Annotated in this window: 21 protein-coding genes; 19 read left to right on the forward strand and 2 right to left on the reverse strand. The window is 38.3% G+C overall.

What is annotated here, in order from left to right; translation table 11 throughout:
• Positions 1-119: 119 nt before the first annotated feature.
• The 6 genes from SG0102_RS01890 (at position 120) to tkt (ending at position 7,751) form a co-directional block, all read left to right on the forward strand.
• Positions 120-800 carry a GntR family transcriptional regulator gene (locus SG0102_RS01890; protein WP_125118385.1) on the forward strand — a complete coding sequence of 227 codons (681 nt, stop codon included), beginning with the start codon at positions 120-122 and terminating at the stop codon, positions 798-800.
• A gap of 52 nt (positions 801-852) precedes the next feature.
• Positions 853-1,992 (forward strand): metallophosphoesterase, encoded by a 1,140-nt coding sequence (locus tag SG0102_RS01895; protein WP_125118386.1) that lies wholly within the window; start codon positions 853-855, stop codon positions 1,990-1,992.
• Positions 1,970-3,403: a hypothetical protein gene (locus tag SG0102_RS01900; protein ID WP_125118387.1), complete on the forward strand. Its 1,434-nt coding sequence runs from the start codon at positions 1,970-1,972 to the stop codon at positions 3,401-3,403. The genes SG0102_RS01895 and SG0102_RS01900 overlap by 23 nt, the downstream gene beginning before the upstream one ends.
• 192 nt (positions 3,404-3,595) lie before the next feature.
• Positions 3,596-4,123 (forward strand): hypothetical protein, encoded by a 528-nt coding sequence (locus SG0102_RS01905; protein WP_125118388.1) that lies wholly within the window; start codon positions 3,596-3,598, stop codon positions 4,121-4,123.
• A gap of 1 nt (position 4,124) precedes the next feature.
• A complete protein-coding gene (locus SG0102_RS01910; RefSeq protein WP_125118389.1) occupies positions 4,125-5,702 on the forward strand; it encodes a hypothetical protein in 1,578 nt (525 codons plus the stop codon).
• 87 nt (positions 5,703-5,789) lie between these two features.
• The gene (gene tkt, locus SG0102_RS01915) at positions 5,790-7,751 is read left to right on the forward strand and encodes a transketolase (RefSeq protein WP_125118390.1); all 1,962 of its coding nucleotides are present in this window, start codon (positions 5,790-5,792) and stop codon (positions 7,749-7,751) included.
• A 28-nt stretch (positions 7,752-7,779) separates the two neighbouring features.
• Here tkt and SG0102_RS01920 read toward each other — a convergent pair whose 3' ends face one another.
• Entirely contained in the window at positions 7,780-8,595 is an 816-nt protein-coding gene (locus SG0102_RS01920; protein WP_231999841.1) for a purine-nucleoside phosphorylase, read from the reverse strand.
• A gap of 91 nt (positions 8,596-8,686) precedes the next feature.
• On the opposite strand from SG0102_RS01920, the gene SG0102_RS01925 reads away from it, so the two are divergent.
• The 7 genes from SG0102_RS01925 (at position 8,687) to SG0102_RS01955 (ending at position 15,509) form a co-directional block, all read left to right on the forward strand.
• Positions 8,687-9,931, forward strand: coding sequence for an HD domain-containing protein (locus tag SG0102_RS01925; protein WP_125118392.1), 1,245 nt, complete (start codon positions 8,687-8,689; stop codon positions 9,929-9,931).
• Positions 9,932-9,942: 11 nt separating this feature from the next.
• The gene (locus tag SG0102_RS01930; RefSeq protein WP_125118393.1) at positions 9,943-10,329 is read left to right on the forward strand and encodes a hypothetical protein; all 387 of its coding nucleotides are present in this window, start codon (positions 9,943-9,945) and stop codon (positions 10,327-10,329) included.
• Positions 10,326-11,849: a cardiolipin synthase gene (gene cls, locus SG0102_RS01935; RefSeq protein WP_125118394.1), complete on the forward strand. Its 1,524-nt coding sequence runs from the start codon at positions 10,326-10,328 to the stop codon at positions 11,847-11,849. The genes SG0102_RS01930 and cls overlap by 4 nt, the downstream gene beginning before the upstream one ends.
• A 239-nt stretch (positions 11,850-12,088) precedes the next feature.
• Positions 12,089-12,781: a hypothetical protein gene (locus SG0102_RS01940; protein WP_125118395.1), complete on the forward strand. Its 693-nt coding sequence runs from the start codon at positions 12,089-12,091 to the stop codon at positions 12,779-12,781.
• A gap of 48 nt (positions 12,782-12,829) precedes the next feature.
• Positions 12,830-13,522 carry a LytR/AlgR family response regulator transcription factor gene (locus SG0102_RS01945; RefSeq protein WP_125118396.1) on the forward strand — a complete coding sequence of 231 codons (693 nt, stop codon included), beginning with the start codon at positions 12,830-12,832 and terminating at the stop codon, positions 13,520-13,522.
• Between the two features lie 27 nt (positions 13,523-13,549).
• Positions 13,550-14,815, forward strand: coding sequence for a hypothetical protein (locus SG0102_RS01950; RefSeq protein ID WP_125118397.1), 1,266 nt, complete (start codon positions 13,550-13,552; stop codon positions 14,813-14,815).
• On the forward strand, positions 14,778-15,509 hold the full coding sequence (locus SG0102_RS01955; protein ID WP_125118398.1) for an ABC transporter ATP-binding protein: 732 nt from the start codon (positions 14,778-14,780) through the stop codon (positions 15,507-15,509). Before SG0102_RS01950 ends, SG0102_RS01955 begins: the two co-directional genes overlap by 38 nt.
• 22 nt (positions 15,510-15,531) lie before the next feature.
• On the opposite strand, the gene SG0102_RS01960 is transcribed toward SG0102_RS01955, so the two are convergent.
• Positions 15,532-16,068, reverse strand: a complete 537-nt coding sequence (locus SG0102_RS01960) for a GNAT family N-acetyltransferase (RefSeq protein WP_125118399.1) — start codon at positions 16,066-16,068, stop codon at positions 15,532-15,534.
• Positions 16,069-16,262: 194 nt separating this feature from the next.
• Here SG0102_RS01960 and SG0102_RS01965 point away from each other — a divergent pair, with 194 nt between their 5' ends.
• The 6 genes from SG0102_RS01965 (at position 16,263) to argS (ending at position 23,713) form a co-directional block, all read left to right on the forward strand.
• On the forward strand, positions 16,263-18,221 hold the full coding sequence (locus SG0102_RS01965) for a DUF1430 domain-containing protein (protein WP_157982947.1): 1,959 nt from the start codon (positions 16,263-16,265) through the stop codon (positions 18,219-18,221).
• The gene (locus SG0102_RS01970; protein WP_125118401.1) at positions 18,218-18,817 is read left to right on the forward strand and encodes an ABC transporter ATP-binding protein; all 600 of its coding nucleotides are present in this window, start codon (positions 18,218-18,220) and stop codon (positions 18,815-18,817) included. The genes SG0102_RS01965 and SG0102_RS01970 overlap by 4 nt, the downstream gene beginning before the upstream one ends.
• 104 nt (positions 18,818-18,921) lie before the next feature.
• Positions 18,922-20,880, forward strand: coding sequence for a hypothetical protein (locus SG0102_RS01975; RefSeq protein ID WP_125118402.1), 1,959 nt, complete (start codon positions 18,922-18,924; stop codon positions 20,878-20,880).
• On the forward strand, positions 20,881-21,501 hold the full coding sequence (locus tag SG0102_RS01980) for an ATP-binding cassette domain-containing protein (RefSeq protein WP_125118403.1): 621 nt from the start codon (positions 20,881-20,883) through the stop codon (positions 21,499-21,501).
• Between the two features lie 207 nt (positions 21,502-21,708).
• Positions 21,709-21,927 carry a hypothetical protein gene (locus SG0102_RS01985; RefSeq protein ID WP_125118404.1) on the forward strand — a complete coding sequence of 73 codons (219 nt, stop codon included), beginning with the start codon at positions 21,709-21,711 and terminating at the stop codon, positions 21,925-21,927.
• Positions 21,928-22,051: 124 nt separating this feature from the next.
• Complete coding sequence (argS, locus tag SG0102_RS01990; RefSeq protein ID WP_125118405.1) at positions 22,052-23,713, forward strand: arginine--tRNA ligase; 1,662 nt, start codon at positions 22,052-22,054, stop codon at positions 23,711-23,713.
• Position 23,714 lies beyond the last annotated feature (1 nt).

Genomic DNA, 23,714 nt, shown 5'->3' on the forward strand with positions numbered 1-23,714 from the left:
CCGAAGAGTATTCTATCATAATTGTATGAATATTTGAGAAAAAGTTGAATTTTCATTGAATTTACAGTTGTATAAAGTATAATTGTATACAAAGAAACACTTATGAAAGGAGGCTTTCTATGCCATCACATAATTTATTTGAATCTGCCAAGCATGGCACATTGGGGAATAAAATCTTTGACTTATTACGCGATCGTATCCTTAACGAAGAATATCATACAGGTGAGAAACTCAATGAACTGACCTTAGTAAAAGAGCTCAATATTTCCCGGACCCCGATTCGGGAAGCGTTAAAACAGTTAGAGTTAGAAGGTCTGGTGGAAAGCATTCCTAATAAAGGGGTGTATGTCAAAGGCTTTTCACCGCGTGATATCGATGATATGTTTGAAATTCGTAAGGAATTAGAGGCTTTAGCCATTAAAATGGCGATTGCCCGGATGGATGAAATTCATCTTGCGAAGATTAAAGATGTCTTTGATTTAATGGAGTTCTACACCGCTAAAAAAGATCAGGCAAAGGTGGATGAACTCAATATTCTCTATCATGAAACGATTTATCAGGCGACCCAGTCGAATTACTTTGAACAGTTATTAAAAGATATTCATTATTATGTTTCAGTGACCTCCCGGCACTGTTTAAAGGATGTCTCAAGAATGGATACCGCCTTGGAAGAACATCGGGCGATTCTGGAAATGATTGAAGATCAGGACGAAGATGAAGCGGCTGCCTTGGTGCGTCGGCATATTGCGAAAACACAGATGTTAGTCAGAAAATATTATGCAAAAGAGCGCGATCATTAGTCGCTCTTTTCATTTATTTGAAAAAGCGTATACTGTGTGTGAGGTGAAACGTATGATTACGAGAGCCAAACATAAAACCTTAACGATCAAAGGCTCAGCCCGGCTGATTGCCGTTTCCGATATCCATGGGCACTTAGATCGCTTTAAGGCTCTTTTAAGGAAAGTTCACTATAATCCCTTGGAGGATTATTTGGTGATTATTGGTGACTTTGTGGAAAAAGGAGATCAGGTGTTAGAAACGATTCATTACCTGATGTATCTCTCGCAGTTTCCCAAATGCATCATTTTACTTGGTAACTGTGAATGGGCTTTAGATGCCTTATTACATATTCCGGAACTCGCTATTGAAATACCGCGTTATCTCAAACGTGTTTCGGCTAATGGCTTAATTCGCACCCTTTATCATGAAGGCCATTATGATGATGGGCATGAAACGATGCTAGGCATGCAAAAACAAATGGTCCAGAAGGTTGCCCAAGAGTTTGCCTTTATCGAAAGTCTGCCAGTGACCCTCAATGTCAATAATAAGCTGATCTTTGTCCATGCGGGCTTAGAAAATCGTGATAACTATAAAGAATGTGGCCTCTCGAGTTATTTAGAGATGCAGCGCTTTTTAGAAATGGGTCATCCGTTTAAACAAACAGTGGTGGTTGGTCATTTACCAACTTCTAACTATGATCCCGCGCATATCTGTAATGATATCATCATCGATGAAAAGAAACGGATTATTGCCATCGATGGCGGGACTGGTGTGAAGATGATCTCACAGCTCAATGCCTTGATTATTCATTTTGAAAATGGCCAGAGGCGTTATGAGAAAGAGAACGTGATGCCGCTGCCGACCATGCGTGTGCGCTGCGATGTAGCTGGCGATCCTGGTCCTGATCATAAGATTGCCTTTCCTCACTATGAGGTGGAGATGATTCATGAAGGCGAGCAGTTTAGTCAGTGTTATCAGGAAGATACCAGTGCTTTATTAATGATTAAAAATGAGTTTCTTTATGAAAGAAACGGACAGCTTTATTGTTTGGATGATTACTGCGATCATCAGATGACTTTGCATAAAGGTGATTTGGTGAAAGTGGCAGGAATTTATGGGGATTATGCCTATGTCTCTTTCCATCAGGAAGTAGGCTGGGTCAAACTTGATTTTTTAGAAGGTGCAGAACATGGCAAAGAAGAAAAAAACTAAAACCAGATCATTTGTATTGATTTTATTAGTCGTCTGCCTGTTAGTGGGGGCAGGGGCTTTCTATATCCAGAAGAAAAAAGAAAAGCATCCCATTTCTACCAGGGTTGTCTTAGTCAAAAAAGTATGCAAATTAACGAGTGAAAAAATCAGTTATACAACATATTTAGGACAAAGCTTTATCGCTGATGGCGTCAATAAAGACACGTATCATGTCTATAGCTATTATCATGAGAAAAAGATCGAAGGCTATTTACCAATCAAAGATTTACAGGTCTATCACTTTGACCCTTCCTTTGAAAACAATATTGCCTTATTCCCTGAGAGCTATCGGATGCAGTTACGCTACCTGCATGCCCTCTATCCTCAATGGGTCTTTAGTCCGATGACGATTAAACGCAAGTTTAATAAAACCGCGAAAACGTATCAGAAAAAAGCTTTAACGAGCTTTACCGCTTCCCAGATGATCGCTTCCAATAAGATTGTCGAAGGTAATGTCTGGCGTCGCGCTTCCCTGGATTTAACGCGTTATGTTTTAGATCCGCGTAATGCGCTTTATGCCGACCGGGCTGTTGTTTTTGAACAGATGGTCTATAACTCTGCAGAATCATTAGATACGATCAAACAGATGTTAAAGGGGACGGCATTAGAAGGCAATGATCCGCAAAGCGGGAAAAGCTATGCGGAATTATTACAGGCTGCCTGTCTGAAATACAATATTTCATTATCGAATATTGCGGCGCGTGCCAAGCAGGAAAACGGTGCGGGCGGGCTAGGCCTTAAAGGCGGTCAGGTCAAAGGCAAGACCTATTACAACATTTTTAATATTGGCGCTAATACCGGCGCGCGTTCAGGGATTGTCTACGCTTCGAAAAAGAAGTGGACAACGCGTAAAAAAGCGATCTATGGCGGAGTGGCTTATATCTGTCATCATTATGTCAATAAAAATCAGATCACGCTCTATCTGCAGCGTTTTGATTTATTAAGGAAGAAGCTTAATACGAATATTTATATGACCAATATTACTGCGCCGATTGAAGAAGCGCGTCATATGATGGATGGTTATGTCAATACAAATAGTGCCGGGATCTCCCGTGCTTTAAGTATTCCGGTGTATAAGAAAATGCCTGACCCAGTTAAGTATCCGATTGCGACGCTGCGCACTGATTTAAGTATTATTACGCAAAACAATTCTTTAAAACAGGTGAAGGTTTCTTATCATGCCTCGCAAAAATATACCGGTAATGAAATTACCCCTAAAGTAACGTTAAAAGATGGCAATAAGGTGCTTAAGAAGAATGTCGATTATTATCTTTCTTACGCTTCCAACAAAACAACCGGCAAGGGGAAAATCCATCTGATTGGACTTAATGACTACTATGGTAAAGTGACAAAAACTTTTACGATTGCGTAAAAATTAAGTTAATTTTAAGAAAATTATAAGAGAAATATAAGGGAATTTTAAAGAACGCTTAAGAACTTAAAAATTCCCTTTTTATGTGTCTTTTTCCTCTTGTAAAAAGAAAAAAAGATGATATAAATTATTGAGAAAGTTTGAAAAACGATTATCCTATAAGGTGAGGATATGAAATGAAAGGAAGGGATCATGATGAACAGAATCAGTTCTTACAAGTTTATCGGTAAGTTGACCTTACTGGTTTGTCTTCTCAATATTATTTTTATGTTTATGATGAGCTTTTCACTCTTGCCCTATAATGCGGCGACGCCGCTCATCAAGGCATTAGCACAATATCCGTTTTTCCCATTTGTCTATGGTGCGATCTTTCTTTTAACGATATTTTTAGGCATCTTAAGTCTGCTTCGTTTTCGTCAGAATACCAAGAATAAGATGTTTTTGATTCATTTGATTTATGCCATTCTGATCATTGTTTTACTGATCCATGGCTTTGATTTAGTGCGCATGTGCACGTATCTGTTAATTGGCAAAACCTCAGCGTTGCAGGTGATGGTCTCAGCTTATAACGATAATACCCTTTTATCGCATTTAATGAGTATGCTTTTTGGGTATTTAACTTGTGGTTACTTATCCTTAGGGATGGCTTTGATTTCTTTAGTCTTACAGCTGCAGATTGCTGGCAAGCTTTATTTCCCACGCAGTGAAGTAGGTGAGTAATATGTGTGATAAAAAGAAATGTTCCCTGATCGGATTAACGATGGGGATCCTCATGAGTGTCATGGTGATTGTCTTCTTCTTGATGTACACCACTTTTACCTCATTATTCTCATCTCTCGATCTTTCGCATATCTATGCGTATCAGATTACTCGTCTCAAGATGGTCAATATTTATGTCAACATCATTCGTTTCTGCTTTTATGCAGCTTTATTAGTCGCGGGCATATATGTCATCAAATCACTAACGATGTACCGCAAGAATCATCGCAAGATTTATTTAACCACAACAATTATTGGCTTAGTGACATTAACAAGTTTAATCTTATGTTTAAACTTTATGGTGACCCTGCATAACTTAGGCCTCTTTACCCATGACCTCAATACGCAGCAGATCTCTGAACTGCGCGTCAAATATGATTACATCGTCTCTTTAATTACTCAAAGCAGCGGCTTTGCGTCCCTGCTTTCCAGGGCCAATCTCTTTGTCATTTCGGGCCTTATTGGCTTTAGTAATTTAGCATTACATGCGATCTATTTACTAGAAAGCGCGCATCATGTCGTCTTAGAGTCTGATGACTTAAAGTTATCAATGACCCGCATTGAGAAACTCTTAAAACAGGATGAAAAGATTAAGATCGATCGGCATACCTTTAAACCGGCTGCAACTTCTGAAGCGGATGCCAAAACCATTGAGTTTGCGTCTTTAAAGGATGTTCCGCATTACTATGAACCACGGCCAAGCTTTGCCTATCGCCAAGGTGCAGCGAGCCAGGCACCAGTGCGGGTGATGAAGAAAAGCGTTGTCGCGGTCATTGTCAGCATTGGCATTGTCTTATCCTGCATGGGCGGCTATGCAGCCTATGATAAATACTTCAATTATATTAACTTAGATCTGATCAGCGGCCTTACCTTCGCTTATGCCGGCGAAAGCGGCAGCGGCTATATTACCAACTTTACTACCAATATTGCTTATAATGATAATCCTGATGTGCAGGCTTTTATGAAGAGTGTTAAATATCATTATGATACGCGTCAGAACTTATCCAATGGTGATGAGATCACCGTGAGTGCGACTTACAACAAAGAATTAGCGAAGCGTCGTCGTATCCATATCTTAAAAGACTCCAAAACCTATAAAGTATCAGGATTAGTTTATCGTTTTGCGGATGGTTCACATGTCACCAAAGCTATTCAAAAAGCCATTAAGAGTGATGCTAAAGAAGCCTTTGATAAAGCGTTTATCGGCCGTTATCATAACGCGTCTAGCTACTCTTATGACTTTGAATCTTTATGGTTTGCGAAAGGCAATAAAAAGAGTTTAGAAGGGGACTATGCGATTGGCGTCTTCCGCGTCACCTGCAGTTATAAAGCCTTCTACTTTATCCCGCGGACGATCTCTTATGATCTTTATACCTATGTGGGCGGGGTGAATTCCAATTACATGCGTGTTAAATCTTCGGTTAATTACCGAACACCGGAAAATCGGATCTATTCAGCTGGCAATGTTTTTGATGAAGATACGGTCAAAACCAAGCTGCAGAAATATTTCCCTGATACCACATTATCTAAAATTGCTTAGGACCTTTTTGAAAAAGGTCCTTTTCCTGTTGAGCGTGGCGGTTGTTTGTTTTAAACTAAAGGTAAATAAAGACAAAGGAGTCATACAATGAGTACAATTGATACAAAAAGTATTAATACGATCAGAGCGTTAAGCGCTGATATGATCGAAAAAGCGAAATCCGGACATCCCGGTACCCCATTAGGAGCAGCCCCAACGGCTTATGCCTTATGGGATCGCCTCTTACATACCACCCCTTTAGATTCTAAGTGGGTGAATCGTGATCGCTTTATTCTCTCAGCCGGTCATGCGTCTGCTTTACTTTACAGTTTATTACATATTTATGGTTATGATGTGTCCATGGATGATCTGAAACAGTTTAGACAGTTACATTCTAAAACGCCTGGTCATCCAGAATATGGCCACACTGATGGCGTTGAAGCGACGACTGGTCCACTTGGAACCGGTCTTGGCATGGCCGTTGGGATGGCCATGGCGCAGGCCCATTTAGCGGCTATCTTCAATAAAGAAGGCTATCCTTTATTTGATCATCATGTTTATGCTTTATGCGGTGATGGCTGTCTGATGGAAGGCATTTCCAGTGAAGTGCTTTCTTTAGCTGGCAACTTAAAGTTAGATAAGTTAGTCATCTTATATGACAACAACCATATTTCGATTGAAGGCAATACCAAGATTACCTTCACGGAAGATGTCCCAGCGAAGATGGCAGCTTTAGGCTTTAGAGTCATCAAAGTTGCTCAGGGCGATGATTTTGATGCCGTCTTAGCCGCTTTAGAAGAAGCGCAGACACCATGTGATCGGCCAACCTTTGTGGAAATCAAAACCGAAATCGGTGCCCATTCTCCTAAAGAAGGCAGCGAAGCAAGCCATGGGGCACCGCTTGGCGAAGACAATGTCCGTGCGTTAAAAGAAAACTTAGGGTTCAATCCTGATGATCATTTCTTCTGCGATCAGGATGTTTATGATCATGCCAAAGCGCGTAATGAAAGAGAAAAAGCCTATTATGATAAATGGCAAAACATGTTTAATGATTATATGCAGGCCTATCCAGCAATGAAAGCTTTATGGGATCAGTACTTCCAGCCTGATTTTAAAGCCTATTTCAATGATGATTACTATACCATTACCCATGATCAGCCAGTTGCCACCCGCAATATTTCCGGCGAAGTATTAAACGGCTTAGCCAAAGCTTATCCATCTATCTGGGGCGGCAGTGCTGACTTAGGTTCATCAGTCAAATCTTATTTAAACGGAGAAGAAGATTTTGACAGCACCCACTATGAAGGACGTAATATTCATTACGGTGTACGAGAAAACGGTATGGCGGCGATCGCAAACGGGATCACGCTTTACGGCGGCAGCCGCACCTATGTGTCAACGTTCTTTACCTTCTCTGATTTCTTAAAACCAATTGCCCGGATGTCCGCTTTAATGCGTATTCCAACATTATATATCTTCTCCCATGATTCGATTGGTGTCGGTGAAGATGGCCCAACTCATCAGCCGGTCGAACAGTTGACAATGTTAAGAAGTATTCCGCATTTCGATGTTTGGCGTCCATGTGATGAAATGGAAACCAAAGTTGCTTATGAAGCAGCTTTTACTCAGGATGATCATCCAACGGCGATCATCTTATCCCGTCAGAATTTAGCCTTAGTAGCTGGCAGTCAAGAAGCCGCTAAAGGTGGTTATATCTTAAAAGACTGTGAAGGCACACCTGATGTCATTGTCATGGCGAGCGGATCAGAGGTTTCTCTGGCGGTGGCCGCTGCCAGCGAGGCAAAAGTGAAAGTGCGCGTCGTTTCGATGCCATCAATTGATGTCTTTAAACGTCAAAGCAAAGACTATATCACTTCAGTTTTACCAGATGAAGTGGAAAACCGCATCGCGGTCGAAGCCGGTTCACGAATGTCCTGGGGTGAATTTGTCGGTTATAAAGGACAATACTTAACCGTTGATGACTTTGGGACATCCGCTCCCGCTGATGAAGTCTTCAAAGAAAAAGGCTTTACGGTTGAACACTTAAAAGAAATGATTGAAAACTTCTAAGAGAAAAGGCATCGCGCAAGCGATGCCTTTACAGCGTGATGAGAATCTGATGGATCAGGGTCACGAGTTTTTGCGAAGCCTGTGAAGCGGCTTCCTGCACTTCCTGATGAGATAACTTTGATGCAGATAAGCCAGCTGCTTTATTGGTGATCAGGGAAATGCCTAAAACCGGCAGACTGCTGTGTCTGGCCACAATGGCTTCAGGAACGGTGGACATCCCGACGCTTGTCGCGCCTAAGGTTTTTAACGCCCGAATTTCTGCGGGGGTTTCAAAGCGTGGCCCAGGGAAAAAGGCATAAATGGATGGCTTAATAGGAATGCCGGTAGCTTGACTGGCAGCGAGGGCTTTTTCGATCAGTGCAGGGGTATAAATTTCTGACATATCTTTAAAACGGGGACCAAATTCATCTAAGTTAAGACCACGTAATGGCGAGGGACAAAAGAAACTCAAGTGATCGGTGAGATAGGCAATATCACCAGGACTTAAAGAGTCATCAATGCCGCCGCAGGCGTTGGTAAGAATCAGCTGTTTGACTTTTAATAAGGCGAGCACGCGAATCGGGAAGGTGACTTCCTTCATATCATAGCCTTCATAATAATGAACGCGTCCTTTCATGGCGAGAATCGTTTTGTCTCCTAACGTGCCAAGATACATTTTCCCTTCATGCCCTTCGATGGTGGAAGTAGGGAAATGTGGAATCTCATGGTAATCGAGGATTACCGGATCTTCGATCAGATCCGCTAAAGGGCCTAAGCCGGAACCTAACACAATGGCTGTGTCTATGGGTTTAGGAAAACGTTTTTGAATGAAGCGGGTCGCTTCATGAATAGCATCGCTATACAAAATAATCACTCCTTGTCCTTTTCTTAAAGTATAGCATGATTTGGCATCAACTTGAAAATTTGATAAAATAATGAAAAAAGGTGGTGGTAAGATGAATAAACAATCATTTCGCTTAGAAGCGGTGCGGTTATTTGAAAGCAAAGTCTTTCGTGATGCCATTCACGGTTATATTCATGTCGAATATTTACCAATCTGGTCCCTTATTAATACGTCGGCCATGCAGCGCTTACGTCGCATTAAGCAGTTAGGGGGCACGTATATGGTCTTCCAGTCGGCTGAACATTCTCGTTTTACCCATTCCCTGGGTGTTTATGAAGTGGTTTGTAAGATCCTTTCCTTAGAACAGGTGCGTGATCATCTCAGTGATTATGAAAAGTTATGTGTCATGTGTGCGGGCTTATTACACGATGTCGGCCATGGTCCTTTCTCTCATTCTTTTGAAAGTATTGGCGGGAATCATGAAGAGATGAGTATTCGGATCATTAAAGAAGATCCGCAGATTGTCTCGATCCTTTCGCAGATCGATCCAGAGATGCCCGCTGATGTGGCGGCGATCATTGAAAAGAAAGCCAAACCGTTGCTCGTGTCGATGGTCTCTTCACAGTTAGATGCCGATCGCATGGATTATTTGTTACGGGATTCCTATTCCTGCGGCGTAACGTATGGAGAATTTGATATGTCTCGTATTCTTCGGACCTTACGTATTCAGGATGATCGCATTGTCTTTAAAGCCTCAGGTGTGCAGGCAATTGAAGATTACATCTTAGCCCGCTATCACATGTACTGGCAGGTTTACTATCATCCGACCATTCGCGCTTACGAACATTTATTACAGGCAATTATGCGCCGTTTTATTGATTTATATCAGGACGGTTATCACTTCCAGAGTGATATCAGCGATCTGATTCCAGTGATCACGCAAAAGTGCACCGTAGAAGAATATGAGCGATTAGATGAAAGTATCATGATGTATCACTTCAGTTGTTTTATGCGTGAGAAAGATCCTATTTTGAGTGATTTATCAGAGCGTTTCCTCAATCGCCACTTATTCAAATATAAATCACTCACATCCCCGGAAGCTTATCATCATATCGAAGCGATTTCTGACGCCCAGGGTTTTGATCATCGCTATTATGTCACCAGTGATTTTGCGAAGAATGTGCCTTATCGGCACTATGAGATTTCCGATCATTCGGCAGAAATTGAAATCTTAGATGATGATGGTCAGGTCGTCTCACTGCCGGAGCGATCAGAGATCGTATCCGCGATTATTCATGCGAAAGCTAAAGAAGATGCGAAAGTCTTCTTTGTGAAAGAAATTAAGAATCTTGTGTAGAGGAGGCACTTATGAGAAAGAAAATTTATTATAAAGCCGTCTTTGACTATGGCAGTCATAAGGAGTCTTTAACTTATGAAGAATTAGGGGACTACAGTTTTGAAAATAACTTTCATGTGGTCCGCTTTACGACCAAAGATGGGGCTATGCGTTTACAGTATAATGAAGAAGAAGTGATTCTGCATCATGATGCTTCGCATCTTCTGTTTTCCATTGTCCAGGAGATTGATAATGACTATTCAAGCGCCCATGGCATGATTCCTTTACGCACCAAGGTGGAAAAATTAAGCGGGGATGATCAGACATTGAAGTTTATTTATTGTTTATATCAGGGCGAGATGCTGGTCTCTCATGTGTATATCATGATGCGCATGAGTGATTTGAGTGAAGATGCATGAAAAAGCTATTAAAAATCTTTTTAAGTAAGTTCTTTGCCTATGCGTCCCTGATTGCCCTGCAGGCTGTTTACTTAGCCTTTCTGATGATGCGTTTTATTGACTACAATAATATCGTTCATTGGGTCTGTGTCCTCTTTTCCTATATTGTCGTCATTTATCTTGTTTCCAAAGAAGAGAATACCAACTATAAGATCGCCTGGATTATCGCTTTATTAATCTTCCCGGAAATTGGCGGGGTCTTCTACTTGCTGATAGGCAATAAAAGACCATCACTCTGGTTAAAACGGAAGTTAACGCCAGCGATTGAAAAGATGCAGGATAATATGTATCAGGATCCTGAGATCACTAAGCGTATTATTAATAAGAAAGCGATCTCCATGGACTACCTCATTCATCAGCATTTCCCTATTTATAATCAGACCGATGCCAAATATTATGAATTAAGTGATTATTCTTATCATGATATGTTAAAGGATTTAAAAAATGCTAAACATTTCATCTTTATGGAATACTTTATTGTGGCTAAAGGGATGATGTTTGAAACGATTATTGAAATCCTTAGTCAGAAAGTAAAAGAAGGCGTTGATGTCCGTTTCATCTATGATGATTTTGGTTCCGTTTCAACGATTCCTTTCCGCTTTAAACAAAAAATGGAAGATTTAGGTATCAAAACCGTTGCCTTTAACCGTTTTATTCCATTATTTTCCGTTTCCCAGAACCATCGTGATCACCGCAAGATCTGTGTCATTGATGGTTATATCGGCTATTCCGGCGGCTTTAACTTAGCGGATGAATATATTAATGCAAAGATGCGTTTTGGTCACTGGAAAGATACGGGCATCCGTTTAGAAGGGGAAGCGGTCTGGTCCTTAACGACAATGTTCCTCTCGAACTTTTATCCTTATCATAAAGAGATGAGTCATGAAGATATTAATGCCTTTAAACCGCATGTCTATCATCCGGAACCCTTTCAGGGTCAGGGATATGTTTTACCTTATGGCGATGAACCATTAGATAATGAAACCGTTGGAGAAGATGTTTATCTCAATCTGATTACTCATGCATCAAAGTCTATTGATATTATGACCCCATATTTCATTATCGATGATACAATGTTAAAAGCATTGACATTAGCCGCTAAAAGCGGTGTGAAAGTTCGCTTATTTACGCCACATGTACCTGATAAAAGAGCGGTTTTCAGAGTGACGCGTTCCTATTATTACTCGCTAATTGACAGCGGCATTGAGGTTTATGAATACCTGCCGGGTTTCCTGCATGCGAAAGTTATGCTCATTGATGGGAAGATTGCGACAGTTGGAACCATTAACTTTGATTATCGTTCTCTTTATCTTCATTTTGAATGTAATGTCCTTTTATACCAGGCGCCTTGTATTAAAAATATCCAGGCTGATTTCAACCGTATGTATCAGATCTCCAAACGGATGAATAAAGAAGAAACCTGGCATTATAAAGTGGGGGTTATTGAAGCGTTCTTACGCTTAGCAGCCCCGCTCCTCTAGCACACTTTTGTGTGCTTTTTTCCGTTCACGTCCGTTTTTGACCGTTTACGAAAAAAAGATTGAATAAATTACTTTGTGAAATTATAATTTTATTTAGAAAGAGGAGCGATATTATGTCATGGTATCTTAAAAATATTTTTTTTCAAATAAGATAGAGTTATATACATTTTTATGCGCTCCTTAACAAGATTGACTTATTAAATAATAATGGATAATAATGGATGATTAAGGAGAATATTATGAAACATACCAAGAAAACATTAATGATTGTATTATTTGTCGTAGTGGTCGTTGGACTCATTACGGTCTTAGGAAAAAAGGCGCATAAGAATAAGGATCCCTATGAGAGTTTATTTAAAATGTTTCCGGAAAGAAAAATAGATGTCGCTTCCATGATGGATCAAACAACAAAGCATCGCTATTATGTTTATATTTATAACCCTCAGCAAAAAGGCTCTCAAGCCTTAGAAAAAACGGTTAACGATGCTGTTCAATATAACAGCAGTTTATATTTTTTAAATGTCAATGAGAACCTCAATGCAATTAAAAAATTTGACTGGCAAACCTTCAATACGCAAAATGATCGTGAGATTGGCAAGGTTGTTAATGGCAAGATCATTTACAACAAAGGGGAATCAGCGGATCGCTATATCAAAACAACGAAAAAGGATCCCTATGGCGATCGGATCGTTTATACCATTCAGAAATATACCAAAGATTATGCAACATATAATATCAAGGCCAGACCAGGTAAAGTTTACGCGCGGATCACGCGTCCTTGGATTAACTATCGGCAATATCAAAAAGGAAAATTAACGCTGGGTGGAGGACCAACATTATTAGAAATCAATAAGAAAAAGATTGTTCATTTCGCTTATGATACGAAGGAAATCACCGCCGTTATGAAACAGTGGGAAAAAGAAAATTCGTAACAGAATGATGGGGATTGTATAAAAATGTGATGGGAGGAAGATTATGTTATGGTGATTGAAATATACAGTCTTGATCGTGGGCTCATTCATCAACTCACAAAGATATTGGATGATCTTCAGCAAGATTGCAATTTTTGTTTTAAAATTGAATGTGGTATTCATAAGAAGGTGTCTCATATCGATGTATTGATTATTGATCTGGATTTAGGCGACAGAAGTAGAAGCATAGCGGAGTACTATAAAGATTGTGAACACATTAAAAAGATATTTGTAAGTCATTACAAGGATGATGTGTTTAAAATATTTAAATATCATCCTGCCTCATTTTTTGTGAAATATGATTACAGCTACGTCAAAGAAGAGCTCATGCGCTGCCTTCAGGAAGTTAAAAAGCAGACAGGGCTATTGTTTTGTAAGCAAAACGGAAGAGAGACCGCTTTGCCCATCAAAAATATCTTATCGATCAGTCAAAAAGATCACTTCGCAGAAATTACCATGTGTGATGGAACGGTGAATGTGATTCATGCCTCGCTTGGGACTTTAAAAAATCAGTTAGGGTATCGCTTCTTTTTGATCAATCGCTCAGAAGTAGTCAATCTCGATTATATTCTCAGCACGAATGGAAAAGAATTGGATCTGATTGACGGCAGGCGATTTTGCGTTAGTCGTCGTAAACAAAAGGCATTTTTATCTTTATATTGTGCATATGATGATCATTTTTTGGTGAAAGAAGGCTATTAAGTCATAAAAGAATTTGGAGGTGATCCGATGATTTCTATCTATGTTGATTTTATGAAAAAGGATCATGCTTCATCACGCATGATCCTTGGCAGTTTCTTTTTGTATTTATTAGGGACAACTGTATTCTTTAATTTTGTGACTTTAAAGAATTCTGCCATCCAAGTGGATTACAATAAAATCTTTGATGAACGTTTTTATATTGCCTTATTATCAATGGTGGGAATGATCATGATCTTAGTGTATATGAAGCATCTACTTGATCTCTATTTCACCTCTCATGCTCATGAGATGTTTCTGATGCGCAGTATGGGCATTGGCATCAATCAGCTGATTATTATGGAAATACTCAAATTTATCGGTTTCTTTGTCATTGACTTTCTGATTTTAGGGGGATTAAGCCTGCTTTTCATGCCGTTATCAAATACGTTATTCACGTATCTGATCTTACGTCCTGATAATCTTCTGGGGATTTTATTAAGCGGTTTGATACTGCTTTTTTTCGTGATCATCGCCATGTGGTATATGCTTTTCAGTTATGATTTATATGATTTGGAAATCTTAGGCGTCAGTCATGAACTTAAAGGCCATACATCCCATTTTACAGTTCCAGACTTTTTATACATCCTGATGTTTTTATTAGGACTCTATGCCTATTTTATGCCAGGCGCTCAGGAGATCGGCATCATTTTTGTGGCGATGGTTGGTGCCATTGGCGCTTATGGCTGTTTTGTCCAGGTATTGCCGCATTTTATCGAAGAATACGTCAATCAAATCAAAACCTCAGCGACCAAGGTGATTACCCTTACGGCCTTAAGTGAAGATCTCAAACGTTTTAAACTCAGTGTTTTTTATGTCTGTATCACACTTATTTTTATGACCAACTTTATCTATTTCTTTCCCCATTATCATGTCTTAACCCAATTACTGCTCATTGCTTTAGCGATTATTAATATTATGACGGATATCGGTTTTGTCTTAAGTTTCCGCTTAACCCTTTCCCGTGATACGGCTAAGTATCACTTACTGCGTTCGCTAGGCTTAGAGAAAAGAGCGCTGCTGGGGATGATTAAACATGAAATCATTTTGTTTTATAGCTGTTTCTTTCTCTTTAATGCGGCTTATTTAGCGGTGATCTTTAGTCATCTCTATACCGTGAGAGGGCATCATCAATTAGCGATGCTCATTATTCTTGCCAGCTTCGTGGGACCATTACTGATCTCATTATTCATCAATGTGAAAGGAGTACACAAGTATTATGAAAATACAAACGAAGGGATTAGCGAAGAGCTTTAGTGAAGGTAGTCATACGAATCATGTTCTCGATGGGATTGATATTACTTTTGATGATCATTGCTTTAGTGCGATTATGGGCGCTTCCGGCAGTGGTAAAACTACGTTCATGAATATCATCTCAACGTTAATGAAGCCTACTAAGGGACATGTTTACTATGATGGTCAGGATATTTCCACCCTCACAGAAAAAGAATTAACACAAACAAGATTAAAACGATTTGCTTTTATCTTTCAAAAAAATAACCTGATGTCTTCTTTAACCATTAGGAATAATATTATTTTACCCTTAAAGATAGAAAATAAGATCTCTGCGATTGAGAAGCTAGAAAGTATGGCTCAGGAATTTGGGATTAGTGAAATCTTAGATCAGTATCCTTATGAATGTTCTGGCGGTCAATGTCAGCGTGCTGCGATTGTCAGAGCGTTGATGAAATCACCGGAGATGATCTTCTGTGATGAACCAACGGGGGCTTTAGATTATAAAAACAGTCTAAGCTTCATGCATACCCTGCAAAAGATGAATGAACAGGGGGTGGCCTTAATTGTCATTACCCATGATCCAATGGTAGCAGCATATGCGAAAGAAGTGTATTTCATGAAAGAAGGAAAGCTTTGTGAACACATCACGAAAGAAGGGACAAACAAAGAATTCTTAAAACAGATTCAGGAAGCGAGCTTTCAAGATCTTGCTTAAAATGAGGAAGGATGATCCTTCCTCATTTTAAGCATAATCCCATCACTACGCTTACCTCATCCTGTTCAAGAATATGGAAACCATTTTTGGTATAAAAGGCGATTGCTGCTTTATTTTCTAAGGATACACCCAGCATCAGACCTTCTACATGTTCTTCTTTGAGTTTTTGAATCAGGGTCTGCATCAGTTGTGTTCCCAAATGCATACCACGAGTTTCTTTCAGTAAATCAATATGCAAGTGGGCGGGGTAATGTTCCTGATATTTTGCATAGATGTTCCATTCTTTTAAGGCTCGTTTATGATAAGCTGGAGGCATCTTATTTAATATTTCCTTTTTATGAGACATAAAGGATAAATAATTGGAGGCACAAAGGATATAGCCATAAATAGATCCTTGATCTTCAATGAGATAGGCAATGCCATGATCTAAATAAGGATCTGCATACATTGCTAAAGTAAACTTTGCATGAATAGGGTCCACCATAGCTTTTGATGAGGTCATCATGGCTATATGTTCAACCTGTTTTTTGTAACATGCCTGATATTCAATAATCTTCATAGAAACTCCTTTCTATCTCTTAACGGTAACGTAATTGCTTATAAAAATCAAAGTCTGTTCATAATTGGAAAAACAGAATCGCTTCTAAATATATTTTTGTTTTTTTGTCTATATTATTGTGAATGATATCATGAATTGATATAATGAAAGCGTATTCAGATATAACAAATTGGGAATATGAAGGAGGTGGTTGTATGCATAAACTTAAATATGCATTAGTGTGCGTATTGGCATTCACTCTTACAATCATTATTGGGGATATGAGTGTGTATATGTCCAAAGCAGAACTTTTGGGGCGTATTGATGCAAACAATGAATCATTATCAGTGACCCTTGACTATAACATCAAGCATCCTGATTACCTGGGCATCCTGAAGGTCTTAAAAAAAGAGAAGCTGACATATTATGGCTTGTCTTACCAAAATGAAAATAATCTTGTTTATCATATTCATTTTGCAAGCATGCAAAATGAAGAAGAAGTCCTTGGACACCCATTTGATCAAGTCGTGACTTACCGGTATGGACAAAAGTTTGGAACCACAGAAACGATTACTATTCAGCCTTTTGATGACGCAAAAAAATATGATGAAATCATTGTCAACGGAGAAAATCTTGCTCCGCTATCCGACAAATTAAAAAGCTTGCGTGGGGTGATGGTCGATAGCCGGGAAGTGCATAATGAAGTTCCGGCGATAAAATTAACGGATATCTTAAAGAAAGAGCCGTTACTTTTAGGTATTATGATCCTTGTTTTGATCCTCTGTATGGGCGATCTCTTTTGTCGTAGACAAAGATTTTATGCACTCAAGAAGCTGCATGGGTATGCATTGCCGGTTTATATGATCAAGGAAAGCTTAAGATCATTGTGTCTAAGTAGTGTGGTCTTTATCATATCCTCATTACTGACCCGTATCTTACTGATTTATGATAATGATAATATTATCATGGGAAAATATTTATTGGCACTTTTAGGATTATTGCTGGCCTTGATGGCCCTTATTCATGTGATCATGATACTTTTTGCCTCTCGCTTATCAATCTTGTCACAAATGAAAGAAATTTATCAGTATCGTCTTTATGATTTACTTATTAAACCGATCATGGCTGTTGTCATGGTCATTCTTGCAATGCAGCTGACAGTATCTGTCGCGACAGCTTATCGCTATTCAAAACAGGTTCATACGTTATCGGTGATTGAAGAGAAAACCAGAGGTATGTTTCGTATTGATAGCTTTAAACAAGGGGTGAACTTATCACATAAAGGCTGGTCAAAGATAGTGGATCAAACCAATGAAATGGTCCAAAAACAAGGCGCTTTATATATTGATGCGGACAACTATACCAGCGAAGGCCGAGAAAAAGGTTTAGGTGAAATCTTAGAGAGAATCCCTAAAGGAATCCGGGTGAATGGGGCAATGATTCAGCTGTTTGCGATCAAAGATGAACAAGGAATAGTACACTTGGATAGGAAAAGAAATTATCAGAAGCATCCATTATTCTTAATTCCGCAAAAGTATAAAGATCAGGTATGGCTCAATAATGTCATTCAGGATTATCATGCGGAAGTGGATTACATTCCTAATCATCAGAAGATTTATAGTTTTAATACTGATGTGAATGTGAAAGAAGATGGCTGGATTGAAGATCCAATTATGGTGATTGATAGCCGTGAAGACTTTAATAACTATATGGTTCCGATCACTCCCTATAAAAGTGTTCAAGAAGTTTGTGCTCATTATGGCATCGGCAATGTCATTAACTATGAACAGCCCGCTTCTAAAATGAAACAGTACGTTACCCAGACTAAAACACTATTAATGAAGACAATTGCTTATTGTCTCTTATATCTTGTCTTGGCGTTCTTTACCTTATATGAACTGGTTTATGTTTATTTTATCAATCATGCGCTAGAGATTGTATTAAAGAGAATTCATGGTCAAAAAACACTAAAAATGTATGCTGGATATTATACCCAGCTGATTGGCTTCTTTATCATTGTCATGATCATCTTAAGATTTGTCTTGCATAGTAATATGGCGATCATCACTACAGTTTTTTTACTTATTATAAGTAGCATACTTAGTATGCTCATGCAAAATAAGATTGTTTCATCACATATTGTAGCAACGTTGAAGGGAGGAATATCATCATGATTATTGAATGCACACATTTACAAAAGCGTTTTGGTTCCCATATCGTGATTCAGGATTTTTCTTATACCTTCGATCATCCTGGTCTCTATGCTATTACGGGGAAATCAGGCAGTGGGAAAACAACTCTGTTAAATATGATTGGCGGCTTAGAAAAATGCAGTAAGGGAAGTGTAAAGGTAGATGGACAAGTTCTAAAAAATGCTAGACAGAAACGTTTATATTATCAAAAAGTAGCATTCTTATTTCAGAATTATGCGTTGCTTAACCATTTAAGCGTTGAAAAGAACTTATCAGAAATGACCTCATCTACTGAGCAGGAGAGAGATACAGTGCTTGAAAAACTGCATATCACAGAAACGTTACATCAGAAAGTTCATGAACTTTCTGGTGGCCAGCAACAGCGTGTCGCTTTAGCCAGAGCTATTCTGCATGGAGGAGATGTGCTCTTATGTGATGAACCAACTGCTAACCTTGATGAAGAAAACAAGGAAGAAATCTTTCAGCTTATTCAAGGTCTTTCACAAGATCGCATTGTCATTATTGTGACTCATGATTTATCCTTAGCGTCGCGCTGTGATCATCAAATCAGGCTCTAATACAGGAGACTTTTTGAGTCTCCTATTTTTTTACAAAGTTCTGAAATAATTGCATAAGGATATTGTTTTTTTTATAATGAAAGCGAATACAGGGAGGGGTGACTATGCGTAAGATTCTTGTATTATTTGTTGTTTTAGTTAATATCTTAGGCTTTCAGATGATTGTCAATATTTATCAAGAACAGGATGTTTCTGATGCTTACCATCTTTATGGCTATAAGGATGGTAAGTATGTCTACCATGCAGAAATGAAATATGATGTGGATCAAGCGAAGCTTCTTGCCTGTTTGCATCATTTGTCACAAAAGTATGATTGTATGATCTATCAGGAAGAGGCCAATGATGAAGAAAAGAGGATCCGCTATGATATCCTCTATGCTCACTCTTTAAAGTCTTTACATCTCATTACAAATCATCACCAGGTATTAAGTGGTGATCATTATTACAGCAATCAAAAAGGAAAGGGGTACTACTTTTATACCTTAAACAAGGAGTATCAGGTTTCTTTACATCATTTGACAAAGTTAAAAGGAACACAGTTTACGGTAGTTACTCAGGATTTTGAAGTCTTAAAACAAATAGAAGAGACGCTTTCCAAAGGGTTTCCAAAACAGTTCCTAAGTTTTGAAAAGGTGACTCAGGAGCAGTATCATGGAGATCTGGAATTAAGAAGAAACTTAAAACAAATGCTTATTTTGATGAGTGTGTGTACACTTCTCATCTTAATGATTGATGTTTTTAAACGTTCAAGAACCTTTGGAATAATGAAAAGTGTGGGACTTAGTATAAATACCGTCTTGGTGAAAGTCTTTTCCTTTGAATTGAGTGTTTGCATCATTGTGCCAGTACTTACACTGGTGATCCTGTTCATCCTTTTTATTCATGTTTTGAATCAAGCAACGCTTTCTCTTTTGAGATCCCTCGCAGTCTTTGGAACTGGTGAAATCATTTGTACGATTATCTTGATCATGATTGCTAATGGGGTTATGTATCATCTCAACACTCTCAATCAGTTAAAAGGACAAGAAACCCATAAGGGATTATTAGCAGTTAATTACATTTTGAAAGGACTCTGTTTATTTCTGTTTGCGGGCGTGATTGTCAATAGTATTGGGGAGATTAAACAGGATGGCCGTTTCTTACTAGGCTCTTATGATCAAGTGGAAGGCTATTATATGATAAACGGACTTAAACGTTCCTATGTGAATGATGGCTATAATATTGAGAAATACAATGAGGGTAAGTTTGATGCTATGTATGATATGTATCAAAGAAATTATGATTATGCCAATAAAAATGGCGCTCTTTACTTTGAAGTATCGACGATGATGATTCATGATCAGCCCCATGATGTCCTCTTAGTCAATCAAAATTACATGAAACTTGTCTTACCGAAGCAGCGTTTTGATAAGCAGGCTATTACCTATATTGTACCACCAGATATCAGTGAACAAACAATCTTAGAAAATATCAATGATACCAAGGCGACAATCAAAGTCGTGCATCATCAAATAGATCAATATCCTAACTTTGCGGCTGTTCAAGGACAAACGATTAAACATCCTTATTTTGCAGTTTATGGAGATCAGGCAGAAAGAATCAATAAAAGCTTATTTGTAAATGTCTACTACCGTCAAAAGACATTACAAAAAGTACTTCATTATGCGCATTATGAAAATAAAGTGGAAATCACTAAAACAAAGGATATGGTAGAAAGCTATAAAGCCTCTATTAAAAATGATTTATACGGACAGGTAGAAAAGATTGCTTTACCATTAACAGTACTGGTCCTTATTTCAGTCGAATATATGTACATGTATAGTAAGGTCTATCGTCTAAAACGTGCTGTTAAGTACTTGCTGGGACAGGGGATTATAGGACAGTATGGTGACTTATTCGTGGAATTACTGCTAGCTGATCTTTTCCTGATAGTGAAGGATCATAGTTTTAATGCCTATCTCTTCTATACCTTAACCATTTGTGTGGATCTGATTATTTTTATCATCATGTTTATTAAATTACAACAAAAGAATGTGACATTAATATTGAAGGGAGAGGACTAGATGATGGATGTGCGCAATATTTCAAAGAGCTATGGGCAGCATCAGGTTATTAAAGACTTTTCTTATCATTTTGAGTTAGGACGTATGTATGCGATCGTAGGACCTTCAGGCAGTGGAAAATCCACCTTAGTGAATATGTTTGGACTGTTAGAAAAGCCTGATTCAGGAACATTAACCATTGATGGTCATAGTCAGGTAAAGCCTTCCTCTAGGCAAGCGATGGTATTAAGAAGAAAAACGATATCTTATATGTTTCAAAACTATGCGCTGATTCCCGAAGAAACTGTACAATACAATTTATCTTTAGTCTTAGATCGTCATGACAAGCAAAAGAAAGAGAAAATGTTAAAGGTATTAGATCAGGTGGGATTAGATCTTTCACTAAAAGAGAAAGTGTTTACCCTCTCTGGCGGTCAGCAGCAACGCGTTGCTTTAGCTCGTATTCTCTTACGTCCAGGAAAGATTATTTTAGCGGACGAACCAACAGGAAATCTTGATGCAATAAATCGTGATCGTATTCTTGCATATTTTAAGAAGCTTAAAGAAGGGCGTATCATTATTATCGTCACACATGATCAAGAAGTAGCGCAATACTGTGATGACATCATTAGTCTAGCGTAAATGTATTCTAAAATGGAACAGTGGTATAATTAAGGTAGAAGATAGATTCTATTACTTATGAGAGGAATGATCGAAATGCTTATTGAAGTTCAATAATTGATATTTGAAAGGCCTTATAGGAAATTAAAAAATATTAGCAAAGCTGTATTAGTTTTATTGAGTATTATTTCGCTTAATGTAAGTGAAATTTAATTCGGGGTGATTGTCATGAAGACTAAAAAATATGGAACAATCTTTATTATTTTTACGATCTTACTTGTGGCTATGATGATTTACTGTCATGTTTATCGGACAAAGATTTACTATCGTGATATGAGCGTCGTATTATTGAATTTGTATTACTTTTCATCCGTGGGACGGTATATCTGCGGCCTTGTTTTGTGGGTTGAACAGGTATTGCTCTTAAGAGAAATTTCAAAGAAGTAAACTTATGAGGAGATTTCATTTGGGAAATCTCCTTTTTCCGTGGCGTCAACGTAAAAAACGTTGACAGGAGCGAGAAATATGATATTGTATTACAATGTATAAAAATGTTTAACAGGAGGTAATTATGGCTGCGAATAAGCTTGAGAGCACATTACAGGAAGCTTTAAAAAATGCCATTGTCAAAGCTGGTCTCAGCGATGATATTGAGGCTTCAAAAATTAATATTGAAATTCCTAAAGATAAATCGCATGGCGATTATTCATCTAATATTGCGATGCAGTTAACAAGAGTTTTACACCGTAATCCAAGAGAAATTGCACAGCAGATCGTTGATGCATTAGATAAGGAAGCCGGATCTATTGATCGGGTTGAAATTGCCGGACCAGGATTCTTAAATTTCTTTATGAAGAATGATGCGTTAACATCTATTATTAAAGAAGTATTAACGGAAAAAGAAAACTATGGTGCCAGTGATTTTGGGAAAGGGATCAAATACGATGTAGAATTTGTCTCTGCCAATCCAACCGGTGATTTACATTTAGGCCATGCTAAAGGGGCTGCTGTTGGTGACAGTATTGTCCGTATTATGAGAAAAGCAGGCTATGATGTGACAGCAGAATACTATATTAATGATGCTGGTAACCAGATTACGAATTTAGCATTATCTTTATATACGCGTTATTTAGCTTTATTTGGTATTGAAAGAGAAATGCCTAAAGATGGTTACTATGGTCAGGATGTCAAAGACATTGCGGCGAAAGTGAAAGAAGAACATGGGGATGAATTCCTTCATATTGATGAAGAAGAAGCTATTCATTTCTTTAGAAAATTAGGAACAGAACATGAATTACAGAAGATTAAAGATATCTTAAAGGAATTCAGAGTTCATTTTGATTACTGGTTCTCAGAAACATCACTCTATCGTGAAAATATGATTCAGCCAGTTATTGATGCTTTAGATGCAAAAGGCTACTTATATAAAGAAGATGGTGCTTTATGGTTCAGATCAACAGATTTTGATGATGATAAGGACCGTGTATTAATTAAGAAAGATGGTTCTTATACATATTTCACACCAGATATTGCTTATCATAAAAATAAATTTGATCGTGGCTTCGATTACTTAGTTGATTTATTTGGCGCTGATCATCATGGTTACATCAATCGTATGAAAGCGGCGATGCAGGCTTTAGGCTATAATAAAGATCAGTTAAATATTGATATTATGCAGTTAGTCCAGATGGTGGAAAATGGTGAAGTTGTCAAGATGAGTAAACGTACTGGCAATGCCGTTACCATTAAAGACTTAATTGAAGAGATCGGTGTTGATGCAACCCGTTACTTCTTCGTTTCTAAAGCTGCTAATACACCATTTGAATTTGATTTAGGCTTAGCCAAATCTCAGTCCAATGAAAACCCTGTTTACTATGCTCAGTACGCTCATGCCAGATTATGTTCAATCATGCGCAGTGCGAAAGAACAGGGCTACGCATGCGCTGATCATTATGAATTATTAACAAATCCAAAAGAAGTGGATTTATTAAAACAGATCGGTGAATTCAGAAATGTCATTATTGATGCAGCAAAAGCGCGTGCACCACATAAGGTGGCGAACTATATTCAGAAACTTGCGCAATTATTCCATTCATTCTATAATGATTGTTATGTATTAGACGAGGCAAACAGAGAATTATCTAACCAGCGTATCGCTTTATGCCTGGCTACAAAAACAACTTTAGCGAATGCTTTAAATGTCATTGGTGTATCAGCACCAGAAAAAATGTAGG

Origin of the sequence: Intestinibaculum porci, assembly GCF_003925875.1 — a bacterium.
GTDB lineage: Bacteria > Bacillota_I > Bacilli_A > Erysipelotrichales > Coprobacillaceae > Intestinibaculum > Intestinibaculum porci.

Bases quoted from the DNA above. Each gene is read 5' to 3' on its own strand.
- SG0102_RS01890 (WP_125118385.1), top strand. From the start codon at position 120: ATGCCATCACATAATTTATTTGAATCTGCCAAGCATGGCACATTGGGG.
- SG0102_RS01895 (WP_125118386.1), top strand. From the start codon at position 853: ATGATTACGAGAGCCAAACATAAAACCTTAACGATCAAAGGCTCAGCC.
- SG0102_RS01900 (WP_125118387.1), top strand. From the start codon at position 1,970: ATGGCAAAGAAGAAAAAAACTAAAACCAGATCATTTGTATTGATTTTA.
- SG0102_RS01905 (WP_125118388.1), top strand. From the start codon at position 3,596: ATGATGAACAGAATCAGTTCTTACAAGTTTATCGGTAAGTTGACCTTA.
- SG0102_RS01910 (WP_125118389.1), top strand. From the start codon at position 4,125: ATGTGTGATAAAAAGAAATGTTCCCTGATCGGATTAACGATGGGGATC.
- tkt (WP_125118390.1), top strand. From the start codon at position 5,790: ATGAGTACAATTGATACAAAAAGTATTAATACGATCAGAGCGTTAAGC.
- SG0102_RS01925 (WP_125118392.1), top strand. From the start codon at position 8,687: ATGAATAAACAATCATTTCGCTTAGAAGCGGTGCGGTTATTTGAAAGC.
- SG0102_RS01930 (WP_125118393.1), top strand. From the start codon at position 9,943: ATGAGAAAGAAAATTTATTATAAAGCCGTCTTTGACTATGGCAGTCAT.
- cls (WP_125118394.1), top strand. From the start codon at position 10,326: ATGAAAAAGCTATTAAAAATCTTTTTAAGTAAGTTCTTTGCCTATGCG.
- SG0102_RS01940 (WP_125118395.1), top strand. From the start codon at position 12,089: ATGAAACATACCAAGAAAACATTAATGATTGTATTATTTGTCGTAGTG.
- SG0102_RS01945 (WP_125118396.1), top strand. From the start codon at position 12,830: ATGGTGATTGAAATATACAGTCTTGATCGTGGGCTCATTCATCAACTC.
- SG0102_RS01950 (WP_125118397.1), top strand. From the start codon at position 13,550: ATGATTTCTATCTATGTTGATTTTATGAAAAAGGATCATGCTTCATCA.
- SG0102_RS01955 (WP_125118398.1), top strand. From the start codon at position 14,778: ATGAAAATACAAACGAAGGGATTAGCGAAGAGCTTTAGTGAAGGTAGT.
- SG0102_RS01960 (WP_125118399.1), bottom strand. From the start codon at position 16,068: ATGAAGATTATTGAATATCAGGCATGTTACAAAAAACAGGTTGAACAT.
- SG0102_RS01965 (WP_157982947.1), top strand. From the start codon at position 16,263: ATGCATAAACTTAAATATGCATTAGTGTGCGTATTGGCATTCACTCTT.
- SG0102_RS01970 (WP_125118401.1), top strand. From the start codon at position 18,218: ATGATTATTGAATGCACACATTTACAAAAGCGTTTTGGTTCCCATATC.
- SG0102_RS01975 (WP_125118402.1), top strand. From the start codon at position 18,922: ATGCGTAAGATTCTTGTATTATTTGTTGTTTTAGTTAATATCTTAGGC.
- SG0102_RS01980 (WP_125118403.1), top strand. From the start codon at position 20,881: ATGATGGATGTGCGCAATATTTCAAAGAGCTATGGGCAGCATCAGGTT.
- SG0102_RS01985 (WP_125118404.1), top strand. From the start codon at position 21,709: ATGAAGACTAAAAAATATGGAACAATCTTTATTATTTTTACGATCTTA.
- argS (WP_125118405.1), top strand. From the start codon at position 22,052: ATGGCTGCGAATAAGCTTGAGAGCACATTACAGGAAGCTTTAAAAAAT.